A 24,793-nucleotide genomic window follows, 5' to 3' on the forward strand; every position below is an offset into this window, starting at 1 on the left:
AATCATAATCAAATATCAATAGAATGCAAGGAAAAAGTCTCATCCCTAAACCCTTAGCCAACATAGTGAGAAGTCTGGAACTTTCATCCCAGACTTTTCCTTATTTATTTTTTCTTTTTATTGTTAGCAAGGGCTGCTTTTTGTTGGCGGATGATTTGGTGGTAAACTTGTTGTACCTTAGCTTCGCTTGGTTTTTGACCATTTGCACTCAAAAGAGTACGAACTGCTTCAGCATTCAAACGTGGGTTGTCAGCGAATTCTTTTTCAATTTGCTTACGAACCAAGTACATTCCTCCAAGAGCTCCTCCTAGAAAAGCTAGCACAATCAATACAATTGCTAATAGTAAATCCATCATTTTTCTCCTGTTTCTTTTTGAGTCTCTTTCATTATACCACAAACTAGCCACCCTGACCAGTTTGTTTTACGCTTTCAAGGATGGAATAGACAGCAAAAAGAACCCTGCTTTTCTGCGAAAGAGGGCTCCTTACTGAGTTTACACTCAATGAAAATCAAAGAGCAAACTAGGAAGCTAGCCACAGGTTGCTCAAAACACTGTTTTGAGGTTGCAGATAGAGCTAACGTGGTTTGAAGAGATTTTAGAAGAATATCAATTTCATATTTCTGTCTATCCATTTGTACTAATAAAAGACTGAGACACCAGATCTCAGCCTTTTTCTTTATCCTAAAACCAATTCATCACTGACTAGACTTTGGCCACTATTTTTCTGGAAGAGATGCATGAGATCTTCAACTGTCAGATGCTTCTTCTCTTCTCCTTTTACATCCACCACTATCTTACCCTGATAGAGCATAATGAGACGATTTCCGTACTCAATCGCATGGTTCATATCGTGGGTAATCATCAAAGTCGTCAACTGATGGTGTTCCACAATCTTTTGCGTCAAATCCATCACCATTTGACTCGTTTTCGGATCAAGTGCCGCAGTATGTTCATCCAAAAGCAAAAGTTTGGGTTTCACCAGAGCTGCCATGACTAGGGTCAAGGCCTGTCTTTGTCCTCCTGAGAGATATTGAGTATCTACTTTTAAGCGGTTTTCAAGGCCAATATTCAACTCCTTCAAGGCCTCTTGGAACTGGATTCTGTCCTTCTCTTTCACGCCCCAGCCAAGTCCTCTCTTCTGCCCGCGTCTCAAGGCAATAGCCATATTCTCCTCAATCGTCAAACGAGAAGCTGTTCCCATCTTAGGATCTTGAAAAACACGAGCGATATCCTTGGCTCTCTTTCTTACACTCAGATTTTTAATGGATTTGCCTGCCAATAAAAGGTCCCCTTCGTCCACCGATAGATTGCCAGCCAAGATATTCATCAAAGTGGATTTCCCTGCTCCATTTCCACCAATCACAGAGATAAAATCTCCCTCTTCAACTTCTAAATCTAATCCTTTGAGGACATGGTTCTCATTGACCGTCCCTGCTTCAAATGTTTTGTGAATATTTTCAAGTGTTAACAAACTTGCCATAACTTTCTCCTCCTATTCATTTCTCAATTTCAGACCACGAATCTTTAATCTCTTTTGCAATTCTGGTGCAAATAAAACTAAGGCGAGCAAGATTGCATTAAAGAGACGTACCAAGTTTTGATCTAGATTTGGAATTTCATAGATATTTAAAATAATCAAACGGTATACAATAGCACCGATTCCGATGGATAACAAGCGGCCTCCAATGGTCAAGTCGTGTATCAAGACTTCCGCAATAATGACTGCACTCAAACCAACAACAATGGTTCCTGTCCCAGAAGTCACATCTGAAAATCCATCATTTTGGGCAAACAAGGAACCACATAGGGCAATCAAGCCGTTTGAAATCATGTAACCAACAATCTTCATGGTGTCTACATTGACCCCATTGGCCTCACTCATAGGAATATTGTCCCCAGTCGAACGCAAGACCAAGCCAATCTCTGTTTTCATCAAAAGAGTCAAGACCAAACAAACAAGTAAGAGACAGGCCAAACTGAATGAGAAAACAGCTTCTTCATTTGTCAGTCCCAAGCTCGCCAACTGTTTAAAGACAGTTGAAGAATCTCCCAAGGAAAGATTGGGCACACTTCCCATGATTTTAATATTGATCGAATAAAGTCCTGTCAAGGTCACAATCCCTGTCAAGAGAGCTGGGATTTTCATCTTGGTGTGGAGCATTCCTGATACAAGACCTGCTACCATACCTGCTAGCAAAGCAAGTAAAGTCGCAATCCAAGGATTTGTCCCTGCCTGTATCTGCGATACGACGACAGCTGCCCCCAGAGGAAAGGCTCCTTCAGCAGTCATATCCGCAATATCCAAAATACGGAAAGTCAAGTAAACTCCAATGGCCATAATCGACCATAACAAACCTTCTGATAAACTAGATAATACAAAACTCATCTTAAACCTCCTATTCCTTGCTTTCTAACTTACTAATATCAATTCCCAATGCGTCTGCCATTTCTTGATTGGTATGCAATTCCAGTTTTTCAGGCAACTCAACTGCTATATTTTCTGGCTTCTCACCTTTTAAAACACGAATCAACATGCGAGCTGTCTGCCGTCCCAGTTCTTCATAATTGGTTCCGTAGTTATACAAGCCACCCACAGCAATCATTTCTGTTGAACCACCGAATACTGGAACCTTGTGTTTAATAGAAACCTGCTTGACTGTTTCCATAGTTGATGAAATGATATTATCCGTTGGTACAAAAACCATATCCACCTCTGCCATCAAGCTTTCTGCTGCAGCCTTGACGTTGTTACTGTCCAAGATTGTTTTTTCAACAACGGTAAAGCCTTTTTCTTCCAAAAGGCGCTTAGCTTCATCCTTTTGGACAACTGAATTGGGCTCACTCTGAGTATAAAGAATTCCAATCGTTTTAGCTTTTGGCAACACTTTCTTTATCAAATTGATTTGGGTTGAAATGGCATCTGATGACTGATCGCTTGTCCCAGTTACATTGCCCCCAGGATGTTCTCTTGACACAACCAACTTGGCACTGACAGGATCTGTTACCGCTGAAAAGATAACTGGTGTCGTTTGTGTTGTATTAGCCAAGCTCTGAGCAGAAGGCGTTGCGATGGCTAGAACGACATCACTAGATTCTGCTAGTTGCTGGGAAATCGTTTTTAGATTTCGTTGTTCTCCTTGTGCATTTTGCAAATCAATCTCAATATTTTTCCCCTCAACATAGCCTTGTTTGGCCAGCTCATCCACAAATCCTTCTCTAGTAGCGTCTAGGGACTGATGGGTAATAAACTGCGAAATACCGATACGAAACACATCTTTTTTCTTATCTGCCTTCAACTGATGCAAACTGATCAGAGAGGTCAAGAGGATCCCCACTACCAAGAGGGGGGCTAGTAATTTTCGAACAACTTTCATAATGAAACTCCTTCTCAGAAAAGATAAAACTCAATGAAAATCAAAGAGCAAACTAGGAAACTATCCGCAGGCTGTACTTGAGTACGGCAAGGCGACGTTGACGTAGTTTGAATTTGATTTTCGAAGAGTATAAAACAAAAAACCGCCTAGATAATACCTAAACGGATGCTTGAAATAATCTAACAAGTTACAACTTAGCTAGTCCATTTAGATATTCATCTATATGGACCACAATCAAAAATCTTAGCCACATAGATACAAACAAATTGCTTGAACTGTTTGCATCCATGGTGACATGTCTACAAACACTATCTAAAGTAGCTAAAGTAAAAGTTTTGATTCATCGTTACAGCTTGTTTCTTATTCATTTCTTTTTCTGCTTTCTTTTTTGATGCTTCCTATCTTACCACCTTTTTCATCACCTGTCAAGAATATTTCAGAATTTTTTAAAATTTTTCGAAAATTCTTTCATAATTCTTTCAATTCTTTTAGGATAATTTCAAAGATTTGCCCATTAGACAAAATAGAACGATTTGAAGACTTTTATGGTATTTAGTTGTACTAGAGTCTTTTAAAAGTGTTTTGATAACTTGTATTTCTTCTTTGGTTGATTTCATATCACTATTATATAATGCGTTTTGATTTTAGTATAGTATTAAACTGACTCTTGGCAGTCGGACAAAAAATCGACAGTTATTTTATACTGTTTAAAACCAATAGTCAATACGACAATCTCTTTACTTTTCGGTTATCAACTCTGTAGATTGCTAACATATCCAAAATAAGCCAAGTATCCCGAGGATAGGCAGCAGAAATGAATTATTTATACTCTGGATACCACTTCAAATCACGAACTGCTTTGGCCATATCTGTTTCCTTAACGCGTGCAAGACCTTGCTCTTGTGCTTTTTTAGCGACTGCTTCTGCTACTTTAATAGAAACATCTGCTACATACTTGAATGGTGGCAAGACAGGAGCTCCTGGTTGACCTGGATTGACAATACCACTCAATGAATGCGCCGCTGCTCCAATCATTTCATCAGTCAAAAGACTTGCTTCAGAAGCCAGCATACCTAGACCAAGACCTGGGTAAATCAGGGCATTATTTGCTTGACCAATCACATAGTCTACACCTTTATAAGAAACCGTATCGGCAGGAATTCCTGTTGCGACAAAAGCTTTGCCATCTGACCATTCAATCAAATCTTTAGCACTAGCTTCTGCCAATTTAGTTGGATTTGACAAAGGGAAGATCATTGGACGTTCTGTGTTTTCACACATAGCTTCTACTATTTCTTTAGTGAAGGTATTAGGCTGAGTTGAAGTTCCTACAAGAATGGTTGGCTTCACAGTCTTCACTACTTCAAGCAGGTCAGTCAACTTATCTGCGTTACTAAAATCAGCACGTTTCTTAGCAAATGGTTTTTGCTCTGGTGTCAAGTCATCCATGTCATCAAAGAGAAGACCTTGTTTATCAACCATAAAGAAACGTTTATAGGCTTCCTCTTCAGAAAGACCTTCACTTACCATTTCACGAAGAACACGAGAGGCAATTCCTGCACCCGCAGTACCACCACCATAGCAGAGATAAACTTGATCTGTTAATTTTTCACCACTAATATCCAGCGAACCAAAGATACCACCCAAGGTAACGATTCCTGTACCTTGAATATCATCATTAAAGGTCGGAATTTGTTTCCGGTATTTTTCAAGAATATTGGCAGCATTCAAGCGACCGAAGTCTTCCCAGTGAAGGTAGAGTTTAGGAAAGAGACGTTCTGCTGTTTGAACAAATTGGTCAATGAAGTCGTAGTAACGATCTCCGCGGACCCGTTCGTGACGATTTCCTAAGTAATTAGGATTGTTACGAAGTTCTTCACGGTTAGTCCCTGCATCAATAACTAAAGGAAGGACCATTGAAGGATCAATTCCAGCAGCACCCGTATAAACCATCAATTTCCCAACAGAAATATCGACACCATTTGTTCCCCAATCGCCAATTCCAAGGATTCCTTCTGCATCTGTTACAACAATGAGACGAATCTCGCGACCCCCGGCAGCGTTTTTCAAAGTAGCTTCAATATTTTCAGGATGATTAATATCAAGATATCCCGCATATTGGGGATCTACAAAAAGATCACTATAGCCCTCAATCGTATCTGCAATGGTTGGATCATATACAATTGGATTGAATTCTTCCAAATGTTGAGAAAAGAGGTAATAGAAAAGAGTCCTGTTGGTATTAAAAATTTCCATTAGGAAAAGACGTTTTTCCAAATCATTGGCTTTTGTTTGCATTTGTGCATAAGTTTGCGCCGCTTGTTCTTCAATCGTTTGAACATACGGTGGCAGTAAACCAATAAGGCCTAGTTCCTTTCGCTCCTCTAAGGTAAAGGCAGTACCTTTATTGAGGAAAGGATTGTTTAAAATATCATGTGCAGTCATAGTGCAACCTCCTTTTTATTTATATTATACCACATGAAACGAATTGTTCATGAAACGTTGTTATTTAAATAATACAATTGTATACGCATATGTTATAATGAGTCTACGAGAACAATTTTTAATAGGCTCTTTTATACTTAAAACACTATTATTGATAATACTTTAAGTTGTTATATTTTATAAAGTTCTGAACTCATAAAACTCTCGATGATCTCTCTTTACTAAAAGTTTCAAGTAAAATAAACCAATCATACAAATTGACAATCCTAATTAAAATAAATATCATATAAGTGCGTTATGTAATACTTTGTATTTTTTAAGGTGTTTTTTTGTCATTTAAAACTTGTATTCTATTTATATGACAACTAAAAACTATTTACAACAATATATTTCCCAAAAAGTAAAATATTTTCGAACACAGAATAAAATGAGCCAGGAAGAACTTTCGGAACAAGCAGGACTCGGGCTTAAGTATATCAATCAACTTGAAAACCAAAATGTGAATCTGACCATTCACAGTCTTCAAAAAGTGATTGACGCCCTAGAAATGACCCCAGAGGAATTTTTCAATTTTGATAGCCTTGAATCAACCTCTGATAAGAGTGATAATCTTTCACTCAAAAGAATCAACATGAAGATTAAACAGCTCCCTATTGATAAACGAGAAAAGATGTTGGTCATTTTTGAGAGTATCTTAGATAATCTTTGAGATCCCTGACTCACTTACATTTTAACTGGTGAATACTCGTATAGTCAAATTGTAGGATACGGATAAAAATTATTTATCTGCTGTTTTCCACTTATTTTCCTTCTCCAACTAATGAAAGTGAGCCCATATGAATTTAAAAGATCTACAATATTTTTATGACCTCTGCCAGCTTCAATCCTATACGGAAGTAGCAAAACAACATAAAGTCAGCCAACCATCTATTTCTTATGCTATCAAGCGCTTAGAGGAATCCTTTAACTGCAAATTAATTCACCATGACCCCTCGCATCGTTCCTTCAAGCTAACTCCTCAAGGACAAATCCTTCTAAAGCATACAGAACTGATTTTACCTGAGGTCATTTCTACTCGCAAAGAAATTAATCGCTCCTTGGCACAATACTCTACTGTAGGATTCCCTCCTATTATCATTCAGTATCTCTTTGCTGCCTTAAACGAAAAAGATAAATTCGATTTTTTAAAAAAGGTACGCCCTATCCGCGGTGGTTCCGTGGAGTTATTAAACCTTCTCATCAAAGGAGACCTTGATGCAAGCCTACTCGGTTTGATTGAACCTCTCAACTATCCTTCAATAGAGTCACACGAGCTATTTCATAAAGAACTGTATGTCGTTTTATCTAAGAACCATCCTTTTGCCACTGCTCCTTCCCTCGCTTTTGAAGAATTAGCAGATCAATCCTTTATACTCTTAGACGAACACTTTGTTCACCTGAAAGCTTTTGAAACGCTTAATCAAAAGTATCAAAACAAGGCAGAAATATTCTTTAAGACTGATGACATTGCCATCCTTAAAGAACTTTTAAAGAAAGGGATTGGCCTTAGTTTACTGGCTGATATCGCACTTTCTGATGAAGATGATGATTTAATAAAAATTCCTCTTATACCGAAGGACAAGATAACTTTTACAGTTTATTACGCTTACCTTAAATCAGCTACACCGTCATCAGAAGTAGAAGCCTTATTTAATCTCTTTAAATCATATGAATAGAAAAAACTCTAACTATCAATGAACTGATAGCTAGAGTTTTTTACATTGTAGATATTATACTCAATGAAAATCAAAAAGCAAACTAGGAAGCTAGCCGCAGGCTGCTCAAAACACTGTTTTGAGGTGGCAGATAGAGCTGACGTGGTTTGAAGAGATTTTCGAAGAGTATTAGACTATAGTAGATTGAAGCTAGAGTAATACGCCGCGACTTCTAAACCTTTTCTAGAAATGAATTTGACTTTCCTAATCGAGTTGTTCAGATTTTATTTCATCTCACTATAATTCAATGATTTTCTAAGAATTCTATTTCTTTCGAAAATTCTTTCAAGGCACTTTCAAAGATTTTCAAATCAGTCCAACAAAAAAAGGTTTATAATTTCCATAAAAGTTGACATGGAAATTATAAAACCATTATTAGTTTAATCCTTGTTGATAACGTGCCAATTCGGCTTGGTTAGCCCAAACATAGTGACCTGGACGGATTTCTACCATGGATGGCTTATCAGTCTCATAGTCGTGTTGACTTGGATCGTAAACCTTCAAGACCTTCTTGCGTTCCAAGATTGGATCTGGAATTGGTACCGCTGAAAGTAAGGCTTGAGTATATGGGTGAATTGGATTGTTAAACAATTCTTCTGTCTCTGCAACCTCTACAATAACACCCTTGTAAATAACTGCGATACGATCTGAAATAAAGCGAACGACCGACAAGTCATGGGCGATGAAGAGATAGGTCAAACCAAGTTCTTTTTGGAATTTTTTGAGCAAGTTCAAGACTTGGGCACGCACAGAAACGTCCAAGGCTGAAATGGGCTCATCCGCAATAACAAAATCTGGTTGCATGACCAAGGCGCGGGCAATACCGATACGTTGACGTTGACCGCCTGAGAATTCATGAGGGTAACGAGTCAAGTGCTCAGCAAGAAGCCCCACTTCACGGATAATATTTTTAACCTTCTCTTTACGTTCTTCCTCATCCTTAAACAAACGGTGATTGTAAAGACCTTCAGAAATAATATAATCAACAGTCGCACGTTCATTCAAACTTGCCGCAGGGTCTTGGAAAATCATCTGGATTCGACGAATCAATTCCGCAGCTTGTTCACGCGATTTCTTACCATTAATCTTTTGACCCTCAAAAATGATATCCCCATTACTTGTATCATTGAGACCGATGATAGCACGACCAATAGTTGTTTTCCCACTACCTGACTCACCTACAAGCGAGAAGGTTTCTCCCTTGTTGATAAAGAAGTTAGCATTTTTAACTGCGACAAACTTCTTACTTCCTTCACCGAAGGAAATTTCTAAATCTTTGATTTCTACTAATTTTTCAGACATTTCCTTCCTCCTAGTCTTCCAGATGGGCAAATCCCATTTTTTCACGGATTTTATCGTGGAGATTTGCAATCACAGCTGGTTTTTCTACTTTTGGAGCATCCTCATGAAGAAGCCAAGTTTTAGCCCAATGTGTCTCTGATACTGAGAATTGAGGAGCTTTTTGTTCAAAGTCAATCTGCATTGCATAGTCTGAACGCAAGGCAAAGGCATCCCCTTTCAGGTCAGTATAAAGTGACGGAGGTGTTCCTGGGATTGAGTAAAGATCCCCTTTATCATCAGCAAGCTGAGGCAAGCTAGACAAGAGACTCCATGTATATGGATGGCGAGGATCATAGAAGACTTCCTCAACAGTTCCATACTCAACAATTTCTCCTGCATACATAACTGCTACCTTATCCGCAATACTTGCTACCACACCAAGGTCGTGAGTGATAAAGATTGTTGTGAAATGATACTCATTTTGTAATGATTTGAGTAAATCAATAATCTGTGCTTGAATGGTTACATCCAAGGCAGTCGTTGGCTCATCACAGATCAAGACATCAGGTCGGCAGGCAAGGGCAATCGCAATAACGATACGTTGACGCATTCCTCCAGAGTATTGGAACGGGTATTCATCAAAACGTCTATCTGCGTCTGGAATCCCAACCTTATTCATGTAGTCAATGGCCAATTCTTTCGCTTCTTTAGCTGTTTTTCCTTGGTGTTTTACAATAACTTCTGTAATCTGACTACCAATTGTTTTAATTGGGTCCAAACTAGTCATTGGATCTTGGAAGATAGTCGCAATCTTAGCACCACGAATTTGTTCCCAATCTTTATGAGAAGATAAGGCTGTCAAATCTTGACCACGGTAGTCAATACTTCCTTGGGCAATGCGACCATTTTCTTCGAGCATACCTGTGAAAGTCTTTGTCAAAACAGATTTTCCTGATCCTGACTCACCTACCAAGGCTAATACTTCTCCTTCAACTAGTTCAAGGGAAACGCCACGAATGGCTGTTAATACTTTGTCACGAACGTCAAATTCCACGACAATATCGCGAGCAGTCAAAATTACATTTTTTTCTTTTGTCATTTCTACTCCTATCTATGTGTACGTGGATCACTAGCATCCGCTAAGTTTTGACCAACTACGAAAAGGGATAAGGATACCAAGACAAGAGTTGTCAATGGAATCCAGAACAAGTAAGCATTGGTTGTTACGTTTTGTGAATAATCTGAAATCAAACGCCCCAAACTTGGCACTGTAATCGGTAATCCAAGACCGAAGAATGACAAGAAGGCTTCATATGAGATAAAGCTTGGAAGCATTTGAGTCATGGTTGTCACAATAACAGATACCAATTGTGGCATGATATTTTTGGCAACAATCTTCAAGGTTGGCGTTCCCAAAGTACGTGACGCCAAGTTGTATTCCAAGTCACGGTAACGCAAGATTTGCACACGGATCATGAAGGCAATTCCAATCCATGTTGTCACACTCATAGCAAAAATCAGATTCCAGAATCCAGCTCCGATTGAGTAAGTCAAGACAATGACAATCAAAAGAGATGGGATGTTTGAGATGACATTATAAACTTCCATCATCACACGGTCAACTGATTTTGAAATTCCCCAAATACCACCGACAAAAACACCGATAACCAAGTTAATTACTGTCGCAATCACAGAAATGAGGATAGAGTTACGAGCTCCGAACCAGACACCGTCAAAGAGAGATTTACCGTTACTGTCTGTACCGAACCAATGCTCAGCATTTGGCTTGATATAACGAGCGCTAAAGTCGTTTACCTTGCTGACATCATTGAAATCAAACTTAGAAAACATTGGGTAGATGAAACTCATCAAAATGATAGCTACCAAGATTCCCAACATGACTACAGTTGATTTTTTCTTCATAAATTGTCTAAACACTGAACCCCAGTATGAATAAGCTGGCGCATCAATGGCTTCAGAGGCAAAATCGTCACGTTTTACAAACTGAAATTTTTCTTTATCGATTGTAGACATTATTTGCCTCCTTTCTCAGTCAATTTAATACGTGGGTCAATAATCGTCATCCAAATATCTCCCAAAAGAAGTGAGAAGATAGAAATACATGTAAAGATGAAGACAAGACCAACGACCATAGAGTTATTAGATGCTTTTACAGAGTCAATCAACATTTTACCCATACCTGGGAAGGCGAAGACTGTTTCAGTAAGGGTTGCACCACCGATAACCCCGATAACAGCACCAGGAATTCCTGAAACCAGCGGAACCATGGCATTTTTAAAGATGTGTTTGTTTGAAATTTCTTTTTCAGACAAACCTTTTGCACGAGCAAAACGAACAAAGTCCTGTGACTGCAAGTCAATCATGTAACGACGAATCCAAATAGCTGTACCAGGAGCACCCAACAAACCAAGGATAACTGCTGGTAAAACATACGAACGCCAATCTCCAGCACCCAAGATAGGGAATGAATCTGGTAAGCCAATTGAAGAACCAGCCAAACGAACGATATAAACCAAGGCAATTGTTGGAAGAGCCATCAAGAAGGTCAAAGCCCCTGTTGAGAAGCTATCAATCCAAGTGTTCTTGAAGCGAGCCATAGCTGAACCAAGTGGCACAGCAATCGCATAAGAAATCACCAAACCGATCAATCCAACAACAGCAGAGCTGGCAATCATTGAAGGATATTGGTAGTTACTTTCAGTAGCCGTATACGGATCATCTTTCCCATAGTTAGCTACTTCACGAGAATCAGCCTGACTAGGTGATTTATAGGTTCTTGAGTAAATATTTACAGAAGAAGTTTTCTTACCTGTTGGGAACTGAACTTGAGATGTTTTTGTTTGCCCTTGTCCTTGAGTAATAACCTGTAAAACAGGGCTATTAGCATAGGTTGGATAAGAGTCACCTAAATTAATGTTCACAAAGTTTTGATGAACAAATGGGAACTGACTGTTGAAGTACAAAAGATATTTGTGTTTGGTACCTGAACCGACCAAGGACCATCCGATAGCTGGATCATTTTCAAAACGAAGGTAACGTTTCAAGTCTGGATTTTCAGGGTCTTGGATTTTATTAGTATGGTCAATGTCAATCAAGTTAGCATAGAAGTGAAAAACACGTTCAAAAATCGGGATTTCACGAGTAGCGTAGAATTGGCCACTTTCAGTAAATTCTCCCAAGGTCCAACCATGACCGATTTGTTTGATGTATTTTTCATAGATAGCCTTGTTGGTGTCATTAGCTTCAACGGTTACAGAAGCATCCATCTGGCTAGCTTTTTCTTGCAACTCTTTGGTATCGTAGTACTCGATATAGCCCATACGCTCATAAACAGTATTCTCATAGTTATCACGTTTATCAGCAGTTGTCGCAATCTTGTTATAGTTGGTATCCTGTTTGAAAATCAATTTTCGAGGAACCATTGTATAGATAATCGTGTAGGTCAAGGTTGTTACTAAGAAGATAGAAACCAAGGACCGCAAAACACGCATAAAAATATATTTTTTCATATCATTTCCTTTAAAAATCCCAAAAGAACCTTCTCCTCATGGAGAGAAAGTTCTATTGAAAATTATTTACTTCACATGACTTGCCAATTCTTTTTGAGCTTTCTCGTTTGACTCAGTCTTTTCTTTCAACCATTTTTCACGAGCTTTTTCATACTCTTCTTTGGTGATTGCTTTTTCACCAACTTCAGTGTACTTCAAGTATCCTGAATTTTCACCTTTAAGGCCGGCTACTGAATATGAAGAGCTAAATGGTAGAACTTTTGAAACATATGAAACGGCTGTTTCTTTAGGAGAAGCCATTACTGGAATTGTCAAAGCATTATCAGTCAACCAAGCTTGTGCTACTGCGTATTTTTCATAACGTTTTTGAACATCTTGGTTTTCGCTGTTTGCGTCATCAAGTAATTTTCCATAGTCAGCTAAACCAAGTTTGCTTACTACTGATGCATCTGTGTTTTGGTCAATACCAAGGTAAAGGCGAGTGCTTCCTCCCTTAAGGACGAATTGATCCAAGAAAGTAGAAGGATCTTGATAGTCAGGGTTCCATCCTAACAAGGTATGGATATCCCAGTCTTGTTCTTTAGCTGTTGGAGCGCTAAATGAAATTGGTAAAGCTTCTGCTTGAGTCATTTGTTGTAAATCTACAACAACATTATCTGAACCCAATACTTTTTCAATTGATTGTTTCAATGATTGAACACGGTTTACAACCGCTGTTGATTCTTGGATAACCAAGGCATCCAAGTGGATTGGGAATTCAACACCTTCAGCTTGTAGGCTTGATTTTGCTTTAGCAAAGACTTCTTTAGCTTTTTCTTCATTGTAAAGGCCATTTTGAGAATCTGCTAGAGACACGTTTGACCAAGTAGAAGAATTTGTCTTAGTCAAGCTATCTTGTACCAATTCACCAAATGTTTTCTTACCAACTTGAAGATTATATGGTGCAAACGTATTACGGATGGCTACTGCAGCTCCATCAGTACCATTTGTTTGAGCTGAGTAAGAATTGCGATCGACCGCAAAGTTCAAGGCTTGACGGAATTCCTTGTTTAGCAATGCTTTCTGAGTAGATGTCTTTTGGGCATCACTTGTTTTGGCAGTGTGGTTATAGGTTGTACGGCCATAATTCAAGCTGACAGTTGCAACACCCGCACCTGGTTCATTAAAGTAAATGTTATCTTTAAAGTCAGCTGCATATTTTTCATATGTAGAACTTGTAGGGAAGATACGAGCCTTGCTATATTGACCATCGGCAAAACCTTTGGCAATTACATCTTGATCCTTACCATCCCAGAAAGTGAACTTAACGTTCTCAATTTTTACATTTTCTTTATCCCAGTAAGCGTCATTTTTAGCCATCTCGATAGATGATTTAGGAGTTACAGCCTTCAAGACAAATGGACCGTTATAAAGAATAGAGTTAGCATCGGTTGGGGCACCAAAACCTTCCCCTTTTGAAGTTAAGAATTCTTCATTAACTGGCATCAAAACACCACTAGTGGTCTTGTCATTCCAGAAAGTTTCTGGCTGGTTCAAAGTATATTCTAGTGTTTGATCATCGAGTGCTTTTACTCCGACGGTTGAAAAATCACTTGTTTCACCCTTGATATATGCTTCTAATCCTTTAATAGAAGAGCTAACGATTGAAAGTCCTTTTGATTTTCCATCTACAGCATGTTTCAAACCAGTAACGAAGTCTTTAGCAGTTACAGGAGCGTATTCTTCTCCCTCTGCGGTTACCCATTTAGCATCCTTACGGATTTTATAGGTATAAGTCAAACCATCTTTTGAAACTGTCCATGATTCAGCAATAGAAGGAACCAGGTTACCATATTTATCATTAGCCAACAAACCATCTACAGCATTTGTTGTGACGAAAGATGTTGAATCAATATTGCTAACGATATAATCCAAAGTTTCTGGATCTGTTTGATAAACATATTGGTAATCTTTTGCTAGTTTAGCATTATTTGAACTAGTGTTTGAACACGCAGCTAGAACTCCTGACGCTAATAAGGTAGCTCCCACTACAGCAAGCACTCGACTTTTTTTCATTTATTTACTCCTCTTATAAAGTATAGGTTATTATTGATTATACCATATATTTTAAGATATTTCAATAAAAGTAAACGAATTTTCAGAATATTTAGGCTTATTAACACAAAAAATCTGAAAAAGCTATTGACTGAAAATCATTTTCAAGGTATAATAATAAACGTTAAGGCGGTATAGCCAAGTGGTAAGGCACGGCTCTGCAAAAGCTTGATCGTCGGTTCAAATCCGTCTACCGCCTTTCAATACCGAATTTATCGGAATTTATCAAGACAAAAAAGCCCGTAAAATAGGGCTTTTTTATTTTTATTTCATGATAAAAAAGGACAACTTTAAAACACTTTTGGGGCGGATTTGGGGGCTGAGTTTTTCGAGGATACTATTCCCTTTTGAAATCAACTGAAAAAAGCTTTGTCACTCCTGGTGACAAAAGCCTCTAGTTTACTCTGTTTCTTCTTCTATTTCAACTTCGGTAATTTGGACTTTTACCTTGGTAACACGGCCATTTTTCACTTTATCATTGGTTAGGATAAGCTGTTTGTTTTGGCTGACCAATTCATAGCTGAGTTTCTCAGTCGTTGGAATGGTCCCAACTCCTGTCAAATAATAACCAGCGATGGTATCAACGTCATCACTTGCCAGTTCGACATCAAAGTAGTCATTAAAATCATTGAGATTCATGGTACCTTGAACAATATAAGTATCTTCTCCGATTTGATGAACTTCGATTTCAGCCTTATCTGTTTCGTCATCGATTTCCCCAACGATTTCCTCTAGGAGGTCTTCAAGTGTCACCAAACCAGCCATCCCACCGTATTCATCTAGCAAGATTGCCATTTGTCTTTGGGTATTGCGCAGTTCTTTTAACAAGTCATCCACAAAAATAGTTTCAGGAACAAAAAGTGGATCTTGTAAAATTCTCTTCCAAACAATATTGTCAAAACCGTCCACAAAGCCCGCCTTAAGGAGACTCTTGGTGTGAATAATCCCAATCACGTTATCCTTGTCTCCATCATAGACAGGGATACGAGAATAATTTTGTTTTAAAATACTTTGGATGATGGTTTGACTATCATCCTGAATATCGACCATAAAGGCATCCGTTCGAGGAACCATGACTTCTCTGGCCATTAATTCGTCCAGTGAAAAAATCCCCTGTAACATTTCAATTTCGTCAGCATCCAATGTTTCTTCACTATTTGTCAGCATATAGGCAATTTCATCACGGGTCATTTTTTCATCCGCATCATCGAATGACATAGGAGTCAAATGGCTCAAGAAATTGGTCGAAGCAGCTAAAAGCCAAACAAAAGGACTGACTAGTTTTCCGAGCCCAATGATAACCGGCGCTGTACGAATTGCCAAGGCATCCTTTAGATTAAGAGCGATTCTCTTAGGATACAATTCCCCAAAAACGATGGAAATATAGGTCAAAAATGCCAAGGATAGAAAAGTTGCCACGGCTTGTGCTGTTTCGCCATTCCCAAGCCAAGAGGCAATCACACGTCCTAGAGTATCAGCTAAACTCGCCCCTGATAAGATTGTAATCAGGGTGATTCCTACCTGAATGGTTGATAAAAAATGGTTAGGATTTTCTAGTACCTTCAGAAGGCGGATGTAGCGTCTGTCTCCTTCTTCCGCCTTTTGTTCAACCCGCGCACGGTTAAGTGAAACCATGGCCATTTCTGTGGCTGAGAAAAAGGCATTTAATACCGTCAAAACAAACAATAAAACAAATTGTAGCAACAAATTCTGACTACTTGGGTCTTCCATAGTTCTTCTCCTAAAATAGTATCTTGTCACTTATTATATCACAAAAATTAGCTCAGTACATATTATTTTTTCTCAGTGTCTATTCTAGTTCTACTTAAATTGTCCAAAAAAGAACCCCTACATCCACAAGTGACATAGGAGTTTATCTTATCTTTTACTGAGTTACAGTTACTTCTCCAGTTCGGTAATCCAGTTGAAGTCCCTTTTGAACATTGGGAACTAGAACATTGAATTCCAATTCTCCGTCTGAAGACTTGGCTTCAATCTGTGAAGCTGAAGGAACTAAATCCTCGTTCGAAGCGTAGTAAAGGGTTACACGGTAACGGACACGCTTGTTTTGGTCCAAGACTTTACGCACCTTGCTTTCATAGTAGTTTTGACCAGTCGAATCCTCGGCTTGTGCCTGATTTGCCCAAGCTGTTTGAACAGCAATGTTTTTAGGATTGCTTGTCGAGGCATCAAAACCATCCAAGCCACCGATTAAGGCATAGCCTAACAAGTGACCTCTATCGACCGCATGGGTATAAGAACCCTTTAGATTCTTGACCTGATGCCAGCCTGGAGGAGTCCATGAAGTCGAACCATTCCCAGTTTCTTCACGATTCTTGTACTGGCGAGTAGCCTTAGACAAGAGGGCATTTGCTACGGTTGGCACTGTTTCCTTGCCCACTGTCTTTGTTTTATTATCAGCGTAGGGCTTACTTGAAACCTTGGCATCTAGATTTGTTTTATTACCATTGACGATAAAAGCACCTAAGCCATTCCACTCCAGGCTCCCTTTTATTTGACTCTTGACCGCGTCTGTTAAGACACTTTCTGCCAATTCTTGACTAGGAGCTTCAGACGCTTGTTTTTTCTGACTAACCTTGGTTTTGGGACTATTAGCTGTCGACTGCAGCTGCTTGATATAATAGCTCCCTGCAGATAAGAGTAATAACACTAGCAGTCCGATCAGTGTCTGTCTTGTTTTTTTGTTCATATTTCTCCTTATCTTTAGAAAAAGGCTGGTTCTCCAGCCTAATTTCCTGTAAATTTATGAATCAATTCCTGCCATTTTGCTGGAGACAGGATAGCCCATGGATCTTGACCCTTTCCCAAGATTCCATAACCTACCATTAAGCCGATTCCTAGGGCTAAAACACCTAAAATCAGTACTATGATGACTAAAAGTAAACGCTTGACTACGTAGCTTGATTTCTTATTCATCTTCATCATTTGCCTCAATCCGCTGAATCTTAGCACCTAGCTGCGCCAACTTCTCATGGAAACGGTAGTAACCTCTATCCAAGTGAACCAATTTACCGACAACAGTTTCTCCTTGTGCTACCAAACCTGTCAAAATCAAGGATGCGCTGGCACGAAGGTCAGTTGAAAGGACTTCCGCTCCCTGCAAAGGTTGCCCACCAACAATACGAGCTGTATCACGGATAATCTCCGAGTGCAAGCCCATGCGTCGCATTTCTTCTAAGTGTTGGAAACGATTTTCGAAAACTGTCTCCACCATAGTTGATTCCCCTTTTGCAACGGTCATCAAGGCTGTAAATTGAGCCTGCATATCTGTTGGAAATCCTGGGTGGGGCAAGGTTTTCACATGGACAGCTTTTAGCTTTTCTAGTTGAGAACGAACTCGAATTCCTTCAGTCTCCTCTGTCACTTCCACTCCCATTTCAAGCAATTTAGCAATCAAGGGACGGTTGTGCTCCCAAACAGCGTCTCGAATCAAGACATCACCGCCAGTCATGGCAGCAGCTACCATAAAGGTTCCTGCTTCGATACGGTCTTGGACTACATTGTGAGTCGTACCATGAAGTTTATCAACACCGGTGATGGTAATGGTCTCTGTACCAGCACCTTTAACCTTTGCTCCCATTTCATTGAGGAGAATGGCGAGGTCAACAATCTCAGGCTCACGCGCAGCATTTTCAATAACTGTCACACCATCAGCCAAAGTCGCTGCCATCATCAAGTTCTGCGTAGCACCAACACTTGGGAAGTCCATATAGATATGAGCACCCTTCAAGCGGTCAGCCTTGGCTTCGATATAACCAGCCGTCTGGCTAATCTTAGCCCCCATGGCTTCCAGACCTTTCAAATGAAGATCAATAGGACGGCTACCAATCGTACAACCACCTGGCATGGATACTTTGGCATGACCTACACGGGCAAGAATTGGTCCCAAGACAACGATAGATGCACGCATCTTGCTGACATACTTGTAAGGAGCTTCCTCTGTGATATCGCCAGTCGCATCCACCTCGACAAGATGAGCTTCCTCATCAAAATCCACCTTGGCATTTAAACCGCGAACCACCTGATTCATAGTGAAAACATCTGACAAGATAGGAACATTCTGCAAGACGGTCTTTCCTTCACTTGCTAGAATAGTCGCTGCCAATAAGGGCAAGACTGCATTTTTTGCTCCCTCGATCGTAACACTTCCTACCAGACGATTATCGCCACCTTGAACTACAATTTTTTCCATAGAGTATTTTCCTTTAATGTTGGTTTTATAAATAGACTTACTTTTTGAATAAACCTATTAACTAATTTGTTAATAATCCAAGCAAAAATCAGACTTATCATCAATACAAAAAATGTAAATAACACATCATTTACTCTGGATGACACAAATATTTTTTCCAGAATAGAGATTACTAGTCCATGTATCATATATAATTCAAACGATATACTACCTAGTAAAATCAAAGACATATTTGAAAAATTTATTTTTTTCAGAAAAACAATAATAAAGTAGATTGTAAAAATAATATTATCTAAATTAGCCGCCAGTGCATAACTATAGCTATCTTCTAAATGTATATACTTCAATAAAATATTGTATTTATGTGAGAAAAAGAGCAACACAGTGACTAAAATAATTGCTATAAAGTAATACCTATCTAAAAATCTATCAATTTTATTTTGATTTTTAGCCCATATTAGACCAATAACGAAGGCCAAGGCACTATTGTACCACCAGACGCTATAGCCTAATTTTATAGCCAAACAGATATAACAGATTATAAATATTGTATTGACAACAATAGATAAGAACTTATTTTGAAAAAACTTAAACGATATATAAAAGAACACATACATTAAAATTATAATATCAACAAACCAACCATTATATATAATTGTACTTCCTTTTTTAAATAAATTAATAAAAAAATTTAAATCCATTAATTGACCGTTTACGAATCTGTAAAACATATAAATCAAAGATATAGAAAAAAATGGAACTAGAATTTTAGAAAGTCTCTTAACTAAAAAATTATCTAGGTAGTTTTTCTTATTTTCGTTCTGAAAATACAATCCATAGGCGGACAAAAAGAAGAAAATAGAAACAATATAGGTCCCCATATAGGAAAAATTAGAAAATTCATCACCAGATGTAACCCATTGCGACACATGATGAAATATTATTCCTATGGCTAGAAATCCTCTAAGCCCTGATGTAGATTCAACACTTAGATATTCCTTATTTTGAGGTAACAAATAAATTAATAGCGTTATTAATAACAAGACTATAATATCCATGAATTCTATTTCTCCCTATAAGTTTAATAATATCTTGAAAGTAATTTCTTAAACACGCAAATTATAATAATCCTCTAAGCGCTTCTTGCCACAACTGATACAGGCTGATAAAGAAAGAACTCATGATGTAGCCCATGACAATGCTAAAAAAGGCTACTAGTAAACGAACTTTTCCTGTATTCTCAGCTGTCACTTTTAAAACCTTTTCCCATCTAACAAGATTCTTTAAAAGGTAAAAACTCACATAAATAAAGAGCATGTGACTGCTTAGAGTGAATAATAATTGAACCATTTGACTATTATACCATCTTCTCTGTTTGTGCGCTAGTTTGGAAATTTCTCTTAAAAACTAGGGATTGTTTTTCAAGTAATCAATTGCATCTTGTAGGGTTTTAACAGGCACGATTTTCATATCTGTCTTGATTGTTTTAGCTGCTTCTAGGGCTGTTTGGTAGTTGTTTTTCGCATCCGGATGCGCTTTTTGTTCTTCTTCGCTAACAGGGTTATCTGGAGCAAAGAAAATAGCAGCACCTTCTCTAGCCGAAGCAACAACTTTTTTATCAATACCTCCAATATCCCCCACATTACCATCACGGTCAATGGTTCCTGTACCGGCAACAATACGGCCATTTCTAAGACCAGGGTCAGCTATTTGGGTATAGATTGCCAGACTAAACATGAGACCTGCACTTGGACCGCCGATACCAGCTGTTGAAAAGCGAATTGGGACATCACTGGTCACTTCTGTACGGTCAATCAATCCGATTCCAATCCCATTTTTGCCATTTTCCAAGGTGATAATCTTACCTTCTGCAGACTTGGTTTGCCCATCCTCTTCATAGGTGACCTTGACGGAGTCCCCTAGTTTTTGAGAATTGACGTAATCAATCAAGTCTTTGGAACTGTCAAAGGTCTGATCATTGACTGCGGTAACTGTATCAGAGATGTTGAGAATCCCTTTAAAGGTCGAATTATCCGTCACAGTCAAAACATAAACCCCAAGGTATTTAAGTTCAATATCCTTACCAGCTGTTTTTAGCCCTTGATACTTGGCCATATTTTGCGATGTTTGCATGTAGAATTGATTGATCCGCATAAATTCAACATCGGAAGAGCCACCTGTAGTCTCTTGGGCACTACGAATATCTGTAAAAGGCGTCAACCACGCATAAATCATATGGGCTAAAGTGGCATGCTGGACACCAACCGTAACGAATTGATAGGCACCAGCTTCCTTATCTTCTGTGTCATTGACTTTAAGGACTTGGCGAATATCTTCCGAACCACCTGGAACCTCTATATAGTAGGGCAAGGGCACTACAAATGCCAAGAAAGTCACAATCAAGGCCGCAATGACGTATAAGGGCCATCTAATCTTTTTTTTCATTTCTTATTTCCTCCAAAATACTCTCAGGAACATAACAGGTAATATCCTGACCAAACTTCAAAAGCTCTCTAACACCTGATGAACTAATATAGAGATGTTCAGGTCGACTATGTAAATAAATGGTCTCTATATCAGGAGATAGCTGATGGTTGTAGTAATCAAAACTAGCTTCATATTGCAAATCCGCTGCATTCCTCAAACCACGCACTAGACAAGTAGCCCCCAGTCTTTTTGCAACATCAACCACCAATTCATCATGAGAAGACACAACTTCAACATTTTCTAAATGTTTCAAAGCCTCTTCTAGCCCCCGTTTACGATTTTCGATAGGGAGAAATCCTTGTTTGTGGGGATTAAAAAAAATACCGACATAAAGCTTATCAAAGAGTCTGCTCGCCCGTTCAATGATATCCAGATGCCCATTTGTCATCGGATCAAATGAGCCTGTGAATAAGCCAATCTTATCTGACATAGACTGTCACCTTACTAATTCCATAAATTTTTTCCTTCCAGATGCCCAGACAGGCAATTTCTTCTGGAAGTTCAACGGCTTTATCCGTCTCACACACGACCATGACATCTTCAGAAAAAAGCTCCCTCTCAGCCATTTTTTCAATATCTGCTACGATTTGTTCCTTGGCATAAGGAGGGTCTAAGAAAATGAGGTCAAATCCCCCAGATACCTGTTCCAATGCCCTTTCTGCATCCATTTTGAGAAGTTGAAATTTCCCAACTTCCTTGGTCATCTGAATATTTTCAGCCACGATAGCCTGAGCCTTACGGTCTCGCTCAACCAAAACAGCGCTGGACATGCCACGCGATACTGCCTCGATAGATAAACCACCACTACCTGCATAAAGGTCCAAGACTCGTCCACCTTCAAAGTAGGGACCAATCATGTTAAAAATAGCTCCCCTAACCTTATCCGAAGTAGGTCTTGTCGTCTTACCTTCTAGTGTCTTGAGGGGACGTCCCCCATAGATTCCTGATACGATTTTCATACCGTTTATTATACCAAATTATAGGCAAAAAGAGAAAGAAAACCGAACCTTGCGGTTCGATTCTCTATAAAATATTTTCGTAAGTATCGCGGACTTCTTGAGGCCAAACACTTGTTTGCACTTCTCCGATGTGTTTCTTACGAAGTAAGAACATGGCCATACGAGATTGTCCAATTCCTCCACCGATTGTCAATGGGAATAGGCCATTCAACAAAGCCTTGTGCCATTCCAATTCCAAGCGGTCTTCATCACCGGTAATTTCTACCTGACGGCGAAGAGTTTCTTCATCTACACGGATTCCCATAGAAGACAACTCAAAGGCTCCACCTAAAGATTCATTCCAGACAAGAATATCACCATTTAGACCCTTGTAGCCATTTTCAGACTCGCTTGTCCAGTCATCGTAGTCTGGTGCACGTCCGTCGTGCGGTTTACCGTCTGGTAATTCACCACCGATACCGATCAAGAAGACTGCTCCAAATTCTTTACAAATAGCATTTTCACGCTCTTTTGGTGTCAAGTCTGGGTAGCGTTCTACCAACTCTTCTGTGTGGATAAAAGTGATTTGTTTTGGCAAGATTGATTCGATGTCATAGCGAGCTTCAACAGCTAGTTCTGTCAAACGAATGGCCTTATAAATCTTCTCAACTGTTTCTTTTAGATAAGCGATGTTACGCTTACCATTTGGGATAACCTTCTCCCAGTCCCACTGGTCAACATAAACAGAGTGGGTCGCATCCAACGAGTCTTCGTCTGGACGAAGGGCCTTCATGTGGACGAAAAGACCTTCCCCCTCACCGAAACCAAAACGAGCCAAGGTATGGCGTTTCCATTTAGCAAGTGAGTGCACCACTTCATAAGTAGCATCAGGGATTTGGAGAACCTTGACCGATACGGCGTTCTCCACACCTGATAAGTTGTCCTGCATCCCGTCGCCGACCCTGCTCAAGATAGGACCTTGAACTTCGACAACTTCTAACTTATCTTTCAAATACTGGGTAAAAGTGTTTTTGACAAAGGAAATCTCTTCTTGTTGATGGATAAAACTTTTCTTCATAAACTACTCCTCAAAAAATTAATTAAAAGCATTATACACCTATTTTCAAGAAAAGGAAAGAGCAAATACGAAAAAAATCAGTGCTCCTTCGAACACTGATGTTAGGTACCTTCTAGTCATTACGACCGAAGATACGTAAAATACTTAGGAAAAGATTGATAAAATCAAGATAGATACTGAGAGCCATTGACACAACCCAACCTGTCGCTACACGACCTTGTGATTGCTCATAAACGAGACGAATTCTTTGGTTGTCCCAAGCAATCAACCCTGAGAAAACCAAAACCATGGCTACGCTAATCATATAATCAAAGAAGCCACTAGCCAAGAAAATATTGACTACCATAGCAATCAGCAAACCGATAAGAGCCGCCATCATAGCTCGACCAAGACCACTCAAGTCTTTCTTGGTGAAGATACCAACTGCCGCCATGACAAAGAAGAGAAGGGCGCTCGATACAAAGGCAGATAAAACTGTACCCGGAGTATAGAAGGCTACCACAAAACTGAGGGTAAAGCCGTTTAAAACAGAGTAAAGTAAAAATACTGGAAGAGCCGCTGGACTATTCTTTGAAGCCATACTGCTGGCAACGAAAACCAAGGCCAACTCCGCAAAAGTAGCAATGGTCAACCAGAGACGCCCCTGCATCAAAAAGTAAACCAACTGAGATTGAAAGACCGTCAACATAAGGCCTGATACCAAAGCAGATAGTCCGATCCCCAGACCAACAAAGGCATAAACCTTAGCGTAAAATTGATTGAGACCTGCACGGTCATGAATAATAGTGTGATTCATCTTTTCTCCTTTTCTATGAACATCTTTCCTTGATTATAACAAAGAAAGTTAAAATTAGCTTAAATGGAAAATTAAAATACCGGCCGCAACGGCAACATTCAAACTCTCTGCCTTACCCTTCATGCTAATATGGACCAATTGATCTGCACTTTCAGCCATGAGGGGACTAATTCCTTGACCCTCATTTCCCATGACTAGTACAAAATTTTCTATAGGAGGCAGTTCTCTGTAATCAACAGAATCTTTAGATAGGGTTGTTGCCAGCACTGGGATAGCTGCTTCCTTAGCTTCCTCGAGAAGCCTTTGACTAGACATTCGGTAAATGGGCAGATGGAAATGACTGCCTTGCATGGAACGTAGGGTCTTGAGACTGTAGATATCTGCCGACTTATCTGAAACAATCACTCCTGTATAGCCTGCTGCATCCGCAGTTCGAATGATCGTTCCCACATTACCAGGATCTTGCACATCTTCCAAAAACAAGAACTTGCCCTGACTCAAGTCAGCTTGCCCTACTTCTTCTTTTTGAACCACGGCAACAATGCCCTGTGGAGTCTGAGAATCTGCCAAATCTAGCAAAATATCCTCTGACACCCAGACAGTTTGCGGAAACGATGCTAGCTGATCTCGATAATTTTCTAAGGCAAAGATTTTCTCAATCGTCACTCCAGCTTGAACAGCTTCTTCAAACAAGTGCCAGCCTTCAATCAAATAAGCAGACTTGCGGTATTTTTTTTGGTGTAATTTCTTGGCATTTTTTACCACAGAATTGGCTTTTGAGGTTATAATAGTCATAGAAAT

At 39.2% G+C, this 24,793-nt stretch carries 24 protein-coding genes, 1 tRNA gene and 1 pseudogene; 3 read left to right on the forward strand and 23 right to left on the reverse strand.

Features of this window, described 5'->3' with window-relative positions; genetic code table 11:
- Positions 1–104: 104 nt before the first annotated feature.
- The 6 genes and pseudogenes from N8M09_RS04800 to N8M09_RS04825 form a co-directional block, all read right to left on the reverse strand.
- Positions 105–353 (reverse strand): YneF family protein, encoded by a 249-nt coding sequence (locus N8M09_RS04800; RefSeq protein ID WP_000364990.1) that lies wholly within the window; start codon positions 351–353, stop codon positions 105–107.
- A 325-nt stretch (positions 354–678) separates the two neighbouring features.
- Entirely contained in the window at positions 679–1,482 is an 804-nt protein-coding gene (locus N8M09_RS04805) for an ABC transporter ATP-binding protein (RefSeq protein ID WP_000157661.1), read from the reverse strand.
- 12 nt (positions 1,483–1,494) lie between these two features.
- Complete coding sequence (locus N8M09_RS04810) at positions 1,495–2,388, reverse strand: ABC transporter permease (RefSeq protein WP_000011439.1); 894 nt, start codon at positions 2,386–2,388, stop codon at positions 1,495–1,497.
- A 10-nt stretch (positions 2,389–2,398) separates the two neighbouring features.
- Entirely contained in the window at positions 2,399–3,376 is a 978-nt protein-coding gene (locus tag N8M09_RS04815) for an ABC transporter substrate-binding protein (RefSeq protein WP_261064191.1), read from the reverse strand.
- Positions 3,377–3,873: 497 nt separating this feature from the next.
- Positions 3,874–3,993 (reverse strand): annotated as a pseudogene (locus N8M09_RS04820) (IS630 family transposase); the annotation flags it as partial.
- 202 nt (positions 3,994–4,195) lie between these two features.
- The gene (locus N8M09_RS04825) at positions 4,196–5,821 is read right to left on the reverse strand and encodes a malolactic enzyme (RefSeq protein ID WP_261064193.1); all 1,626 of its coding nucleotides are present in this window, start codon (positions 5,819–5,821) and stop codon (positions 4,196–4,198) included.
- Positions 5,822–6,179: 358 nt separating this feature from the next.
- Between N8M09_RS04825 and N8M09_RS04830 the strand changes: the two genes are divergently transcribed.
- Positions 6,180–6,530 carry a helix-turn-helix domain-containing protein gene (locus tag N8M09_RS04830; protein WP_261064194.1) on the forward strand — a complete coding sequence of 117 codons (351 nt, stop codon included), beginning with the start codon at positions 6,180–6,182 and terminating at the stop codon, positions 6,528–6,530.
- A gap of 127 nt (positions 6,531–6,657) precedes the next feature.
- Positions 6,658–7,536, forward strand: coding sequence for a LysR family transcriptional regulator (locus N8M09_RS04835; protein ID WP_261064195.1), 879 nt, complete (start codon positions 6,658–6,660; stop codon positions 7,534–7,536).
- A 414-nt stretch (positions 7,537–7,950) separates the two neighbouring features.
- On the opposite strand, the gene N8M09_RS04840 is transcribed toward N8M09_RS04835, so the two are convergent.
- The 5 genes from N8M09_RS04840 to N8M09_RS04860 all read right to left on the reverse strand — a co-directional run bounded on the left by N8M09_RS04840 (position 7,951) and on the right by N8M09_RS04860 (position 14,441).
- The gene (locus N8M09_RS04840) at positions 7,951–8,877 is read right to left on the reverse strand and encodes an ATP-binding cassette domain-containing protein (protein ID WP_033688124.1); all 927 of its coding nucleotides are present in this window, start codon (positions 8,875–8,877) and stop codon (positions 7,951–7,953) included.
- A gap of 10 nt (positions 8,878–8,887) precedes the next feature.
- Positions 8,888–9,955: an ABC transporter ATP-binding protein gene (locus tag N8M09_RS04845; protein WP_000159551.1), complete on the reverse strand. Its 1,068-nt coding sequence runs from the start codon at positions 9,953–9,955 to the stop codon at positions 8,888–8,890.
- Positions 9,956–9,963: 8 nt separating this feature from the next.
- Positions 9,964–10,890 (reverse strand): oligopeptide ABC transporter permease OppC, encoded by a 927-nt coding sequence (oppC, locus tag N8M09_RS04850; protein WP_000103691.1) that lies wholly within the window; start codon positions 10,888–10,890, stop codon positions 9,964–9,966.
- Positions 10,890–12,386, reverse strand: coding sequence for an ABC transporter permease (locus N8M09_RS04855; RefSeq protein ID WP_000759914.1), 1,497 nt, complete (start codon positions 12,384–12,386; stop codon positions 10,890–10,892). The genes oppC and N8M09_RS04855 overlap by 1 nt, the downstream gene beginning before the upstream one ends.
- A 66-nt stretch (positions 12,387–12,452) precedes the next feature.
- Positions 12,453–14,441 (reverse strand): peptide ABC transporter substrate-binding protein, encoded by a 1,989-nt coding sequence (locus N8M09_RS04860; RefSeq protein ID WP_261064198.1) that lies wholly within the window; start codon positions 14,439–14,441, stop codon positions 12,453–12,455.
- 167 nt (positions 14,442–14,608) lie between these two features.
- Between N8M09_RS04860 and N8M09_RS04865 the strand changes: the two genes are divergently transcribed.
- A tRNA-Cys gene (locus N8M09_RS04865) sits at positions 14,609–14,679 on the forward strand.
- Positions 14,680–14,879: 200 nt separating this feature from the next.
- Here the strand turns inward: N8M09_RS04865 and N8M09_RS04870 are convergent.
- From N8M09_RS04870 to N8M09_RS04925, 12 genes are all read right to left on the reverse strand, one after another.
- Positions 14,880–16,211, reverse strand: coding sequence for a hemolysin family protein (locus tag N8M09_RS04870; protein WP_261064200.1), 1,332 nt, complete (start codon positions 16,209–16,211; stop codon positions 14,880–14,882).
- Positions 16,212–16,365: 154 nt separating this feature from the next.
- Positions 16,366–17,190, reverse strand: a complete 825-nt coding sequence (gene endA / locus N8M09_RS04875; RefSeq protein ID WP_261064201.1) for a DNA-entry nuclease EndA — start codon at positions 17,188–17,190, stop codon at positions 16,366–16,368.
- A 38-nt stretch (positions 17,191–17,228) separates the two neighbouring features.
- Positions 17,229–17,417, reverse strand: a complete 189-nt coding sequence (locus N8M09_RS04880) for a DNA-directed RNA polymerase subunit beta (protein WP_025169706.1) — start codon at positions 17,415–17,417, stop codon at positions 17,229–17,231.
- Positions 17,410–18,693, reverse strand: a complete 1,284-nt coding sequence (gene murA / locus N8M09_RS04885) for a UDP-N-acetylglucosamine 1-carboxyvinyltransferase (RefSeq protein ID WP_261064204.1) — start codon at positions 18,691–18,693, stop codon at positions 17,410–17,412. The genes N8M09_RS04880 and murA overlap by 8 nt, the downstream gene beginning before the upstream one ends.
- A complete protein-coding gene (locus N8M09_RS04890; protein ID WP_261064205.1) occupies positions 18,678–19,751 on the reverse strand; it encodes an acyltransferase family protein in 1,074 nt (357 codons plus the stop codon). The genes murA and N8M09_RS04890 overlap by 16 nt, the downstream gene beginning before the upstream one ends.
- Positions 19,752–19,812: 61 nt before the next feature.
- Positions 19,813–20,043, reverse strand: coding sequence for a DUF1146 family protein (locus N8M09_RS04895; protein WP_000250399.1), 231 nt, complete (start codon positions 20,041–20,043; stop codon positions 19,813–19,815).
- A 57-nt stretch (positions 20,044–20,100) separates the two neighbouring features.
- The gene (locus tag N8M09_RS04900) at positions 20,101–21,138 is read right to left on the reverse strand and encodes a SepM family pheromone-processing serine protease (RefSeq protein WP_000727281.1); all 1,038 of its coding nucleotides are present in this window, start codon (positions 21,136–21,138) and stop codon (positions 20,101–20,103) included.
- Positions 21,122–21,610 carry a pantetheine-phosphate adenylyltransferase gene (gene coaD, locus N8M09_RS04905; protein WP_261064206.1) on the reverse strand — a complete coding sequence of 163 codons (489 nt, stop codon included), beginning with the start codon at positions 21,608–21,610 and terminating at the stop codon, positions 21,122–21,124. The genes N8M09_RS04900 and coaD overlap by 17 nt, the downstream gene beginning before the upstream one ends.
- Positions 21,600–22,139, reverse strand: coding sequence for a 16S rRNA (guanine(966)-N(2))-methyltransferase RsmD (gene rsmD / locus N8M09_RS04910; protein ID WP_224218754.1), 540 nt, complete (start codon positions 22,137–22,139; stop codon positions 21,600–21,602). The genes coaD and rsmD overlap by 11 nt, the downstream gene beginning before the upstream one ends.
- A gap of 64 nt (positions 22,140–22,203) precedes the next feature.
- Positions 22,204–23,196 (reverse strand): aspartate--ammonia ligase, encoded by a 993-nt coding sequence (gene asnA / locus N8M09_RS04915; protein WP_000748005.1) that lies wholly within the window; start codon positions 23,194–23,196, stop codon positions 22,204–22,206.
- A gap of 112 nt (positions 23,197–23,308) precedes the next feature.
- Positions 23,309–23,992 carry a Bax inhibitor-1/YccA family protein gene (locus N8M09_RS04920; protein WP_261064208.1) on the reverse strand — a complete coding sequence of 228 codons (684 nt, stop codon included), beginning with the start codon at positions 23,990–23,992 and terminating at the stop codon, positions 23,309–23,311.
- Positions 23,993–24,046: 54 nt separating this feature from the next.
- On the reverse strand, positions 24,047–24,787 hold the full coding sequence (locus N8M09_RS04925) for a TrmH family RNA methyltransferase (protein WP_261064210.1): 741 nt from the start codon (positions 24,785–24,787) through the stop codon (positions 24,047–24,049).
- Between the last annotated feature and the right edge of the window lie 6 nt (positions 24,788–24,793).

The sequence above is a fragment of the Streptococcus mitis genome (genome assembly GCF_946190375.1).
Taxonomy (GTDB): domain Bacteria; phylum Bacillota; class Bacilli; order Lactobacillales; family Streptococcaceae; genus Streptococcus; species Streptococcus mitis_CJ.

Coding starts and splice junctions, on each gene's coding strand:
- oppC (WP_000103691.1), bottom strand. CDS start 10,890: ATGTCTACAATCGATAAAGAAAAATTTCAGTTTGTAAAACGTGACGAT.
- endA (WP_261064201.1), bottom strand. CDS start 17,190: ATGAACAAAAAAACAAGACAGACACTGATCGGACTGCTAGTGTTATTA.
- rsmD (WP_224218754.1), bottom strand. CDS start 22,139: ATGAAAATCGTATCAGGAATCTATGGGGGACGTCCCCTCAAGACACTA.
- N8M09_RS04800 (WP_000364990.1), bottom strand. CDS start 353: ATGGATTTACTATTAGCAATTGTATTGATTGTGCTAGCTTTTCTAGGA.
- N8M09_RS04815 (WP_261064191.1), bottom strand. CDS start 3,376: ATGAAAGTTGTTCGAAAATTACTAGCCCCCCTCTTGGTAGTGGGGATC.
- asnA (WP_000748005.1), bottom strand. CDS start 23,196: ATGAAGAAAAGTTTTATCCATCAACAAGAAGAGATTTCCTTTGTCAAA.
- N8M09_RS04810 (WP_000011439.1), bottom strand. CDS start 2,388: ATGAGTTTTGTATTATCTAGTTTATCAGAAGGTTTGTTATGGTCGATT.
- N8M09_RS04895 (WP_000250399.1), bottom strand. CDS start 20,043: ATGGTTCAATTATTATTCACTCTAAGCAGTCACATGCTCTTTATTTAT.
- N8M09_RS04900 (WP_000727281.1), bottom strand. CDS start 21,138: ATGAAAAAAAAGATTAGATGGCCCTTATACGTCATTGCGGCCTTGATT.
- N8M09_RS04925 (WP_261064210.1), bottom strand. CDS start 24,787: ATGACTATTATAACCTCAAAAGCCAATTCTGTGGTAAAAAATGCCAAG.
- N8M09_RS04805 (WP_000157661.1), bottom strand. CDS start 1,482: ATGGCAAGTTTGTTAACACTTGAAAATATTCACAAAACATTTGAAGCA.
- murA (WP_261064204.1), bottom strand. CDS start 18,693: ATGGAAAAAATTGTAGTTCAAGGTGGCGATAATCGTCTGGTAGGAAGT.
- N8M09_RS04920 (WP_261064208.1), bottom strand. CDS start 23,992: ATGAATCACACTATTATTCATGACCGTGCAGGTCTCAATCAATTTTAC.
- N8M09_RS04860 (WP_261064198.1), bottom strand. CDS start 14,441: ATGAAAAAAAGTCGAGTGCTTGCTGTAGTGGGAGCTACCTTATTAGCG.
- N8M09_RS04825 (WP_261064193.1), bottom strand. CDS start 5,821: ATGACTGCACATGATATTTTAAACAATCCTTTCCTCAATAAAGGTACT.
- N8M09_RS04890 (WP_261064205.1), bottom strand. CDS start 19,751: ATGGATATTATAGTCTTGTTATTAATAACGCTATTAATTTATTTGTTA.
- N8M09_RS04880 (WP_025169706.1), bottom strand. CDS start 17,417: ATGAATAAGAAATCAAGCTACGTAGTCAAGCGTTTACTTTTAGTCATC.
- N8M09_RS04845 (WP_000159551.1), bottom strand. CDS start 9,955: ATGACAAAAGAAAAAAATGTAATTTTGACTGCTCGCGATATTGTCGTG.
- N8M09_RS04835 (WP_261064195.1), top strand. CDS start 6,658: ATGAATTTAAAAGATCTACAATATTTTTATGACCTCTGCCAGCTTCAA.
- N8M09_RS04840 (WP_033688124.1), bottom strand. CDS start 8,877: ATGTCTGAAAAATTAGTAGAAATCAAAGATTTAGAAATTTCCTTCGGT.
- N8M09_RS04830 (WP_261064194.1), top strand. CDS start 6,180: ATGACAACTAAAAACTATTTACAACAATATATTTCCCAAAAAGTAAAA.
- N8M09_RS04855 (WP_000759914.1), bottom strand. CDS start 12,386: ATGAAAAAATATATTTTTATGCGTGTTTTGCGGTCCTTGGTTTCTATC.
- N8M09_RS04870 (WP_261064200.1), bottom strand. CDS start 16,211: ATGGAAGACCCAAGTAGTCAGAATTTGTTGCTACAATTTGTTTTATTG.
- coaD (WP_261064206.1), bottom strand. CDS start 21,610: ATGTCAGATAAGATTGGCTTATTCACAGGCTCATTTGATCCGATGACA.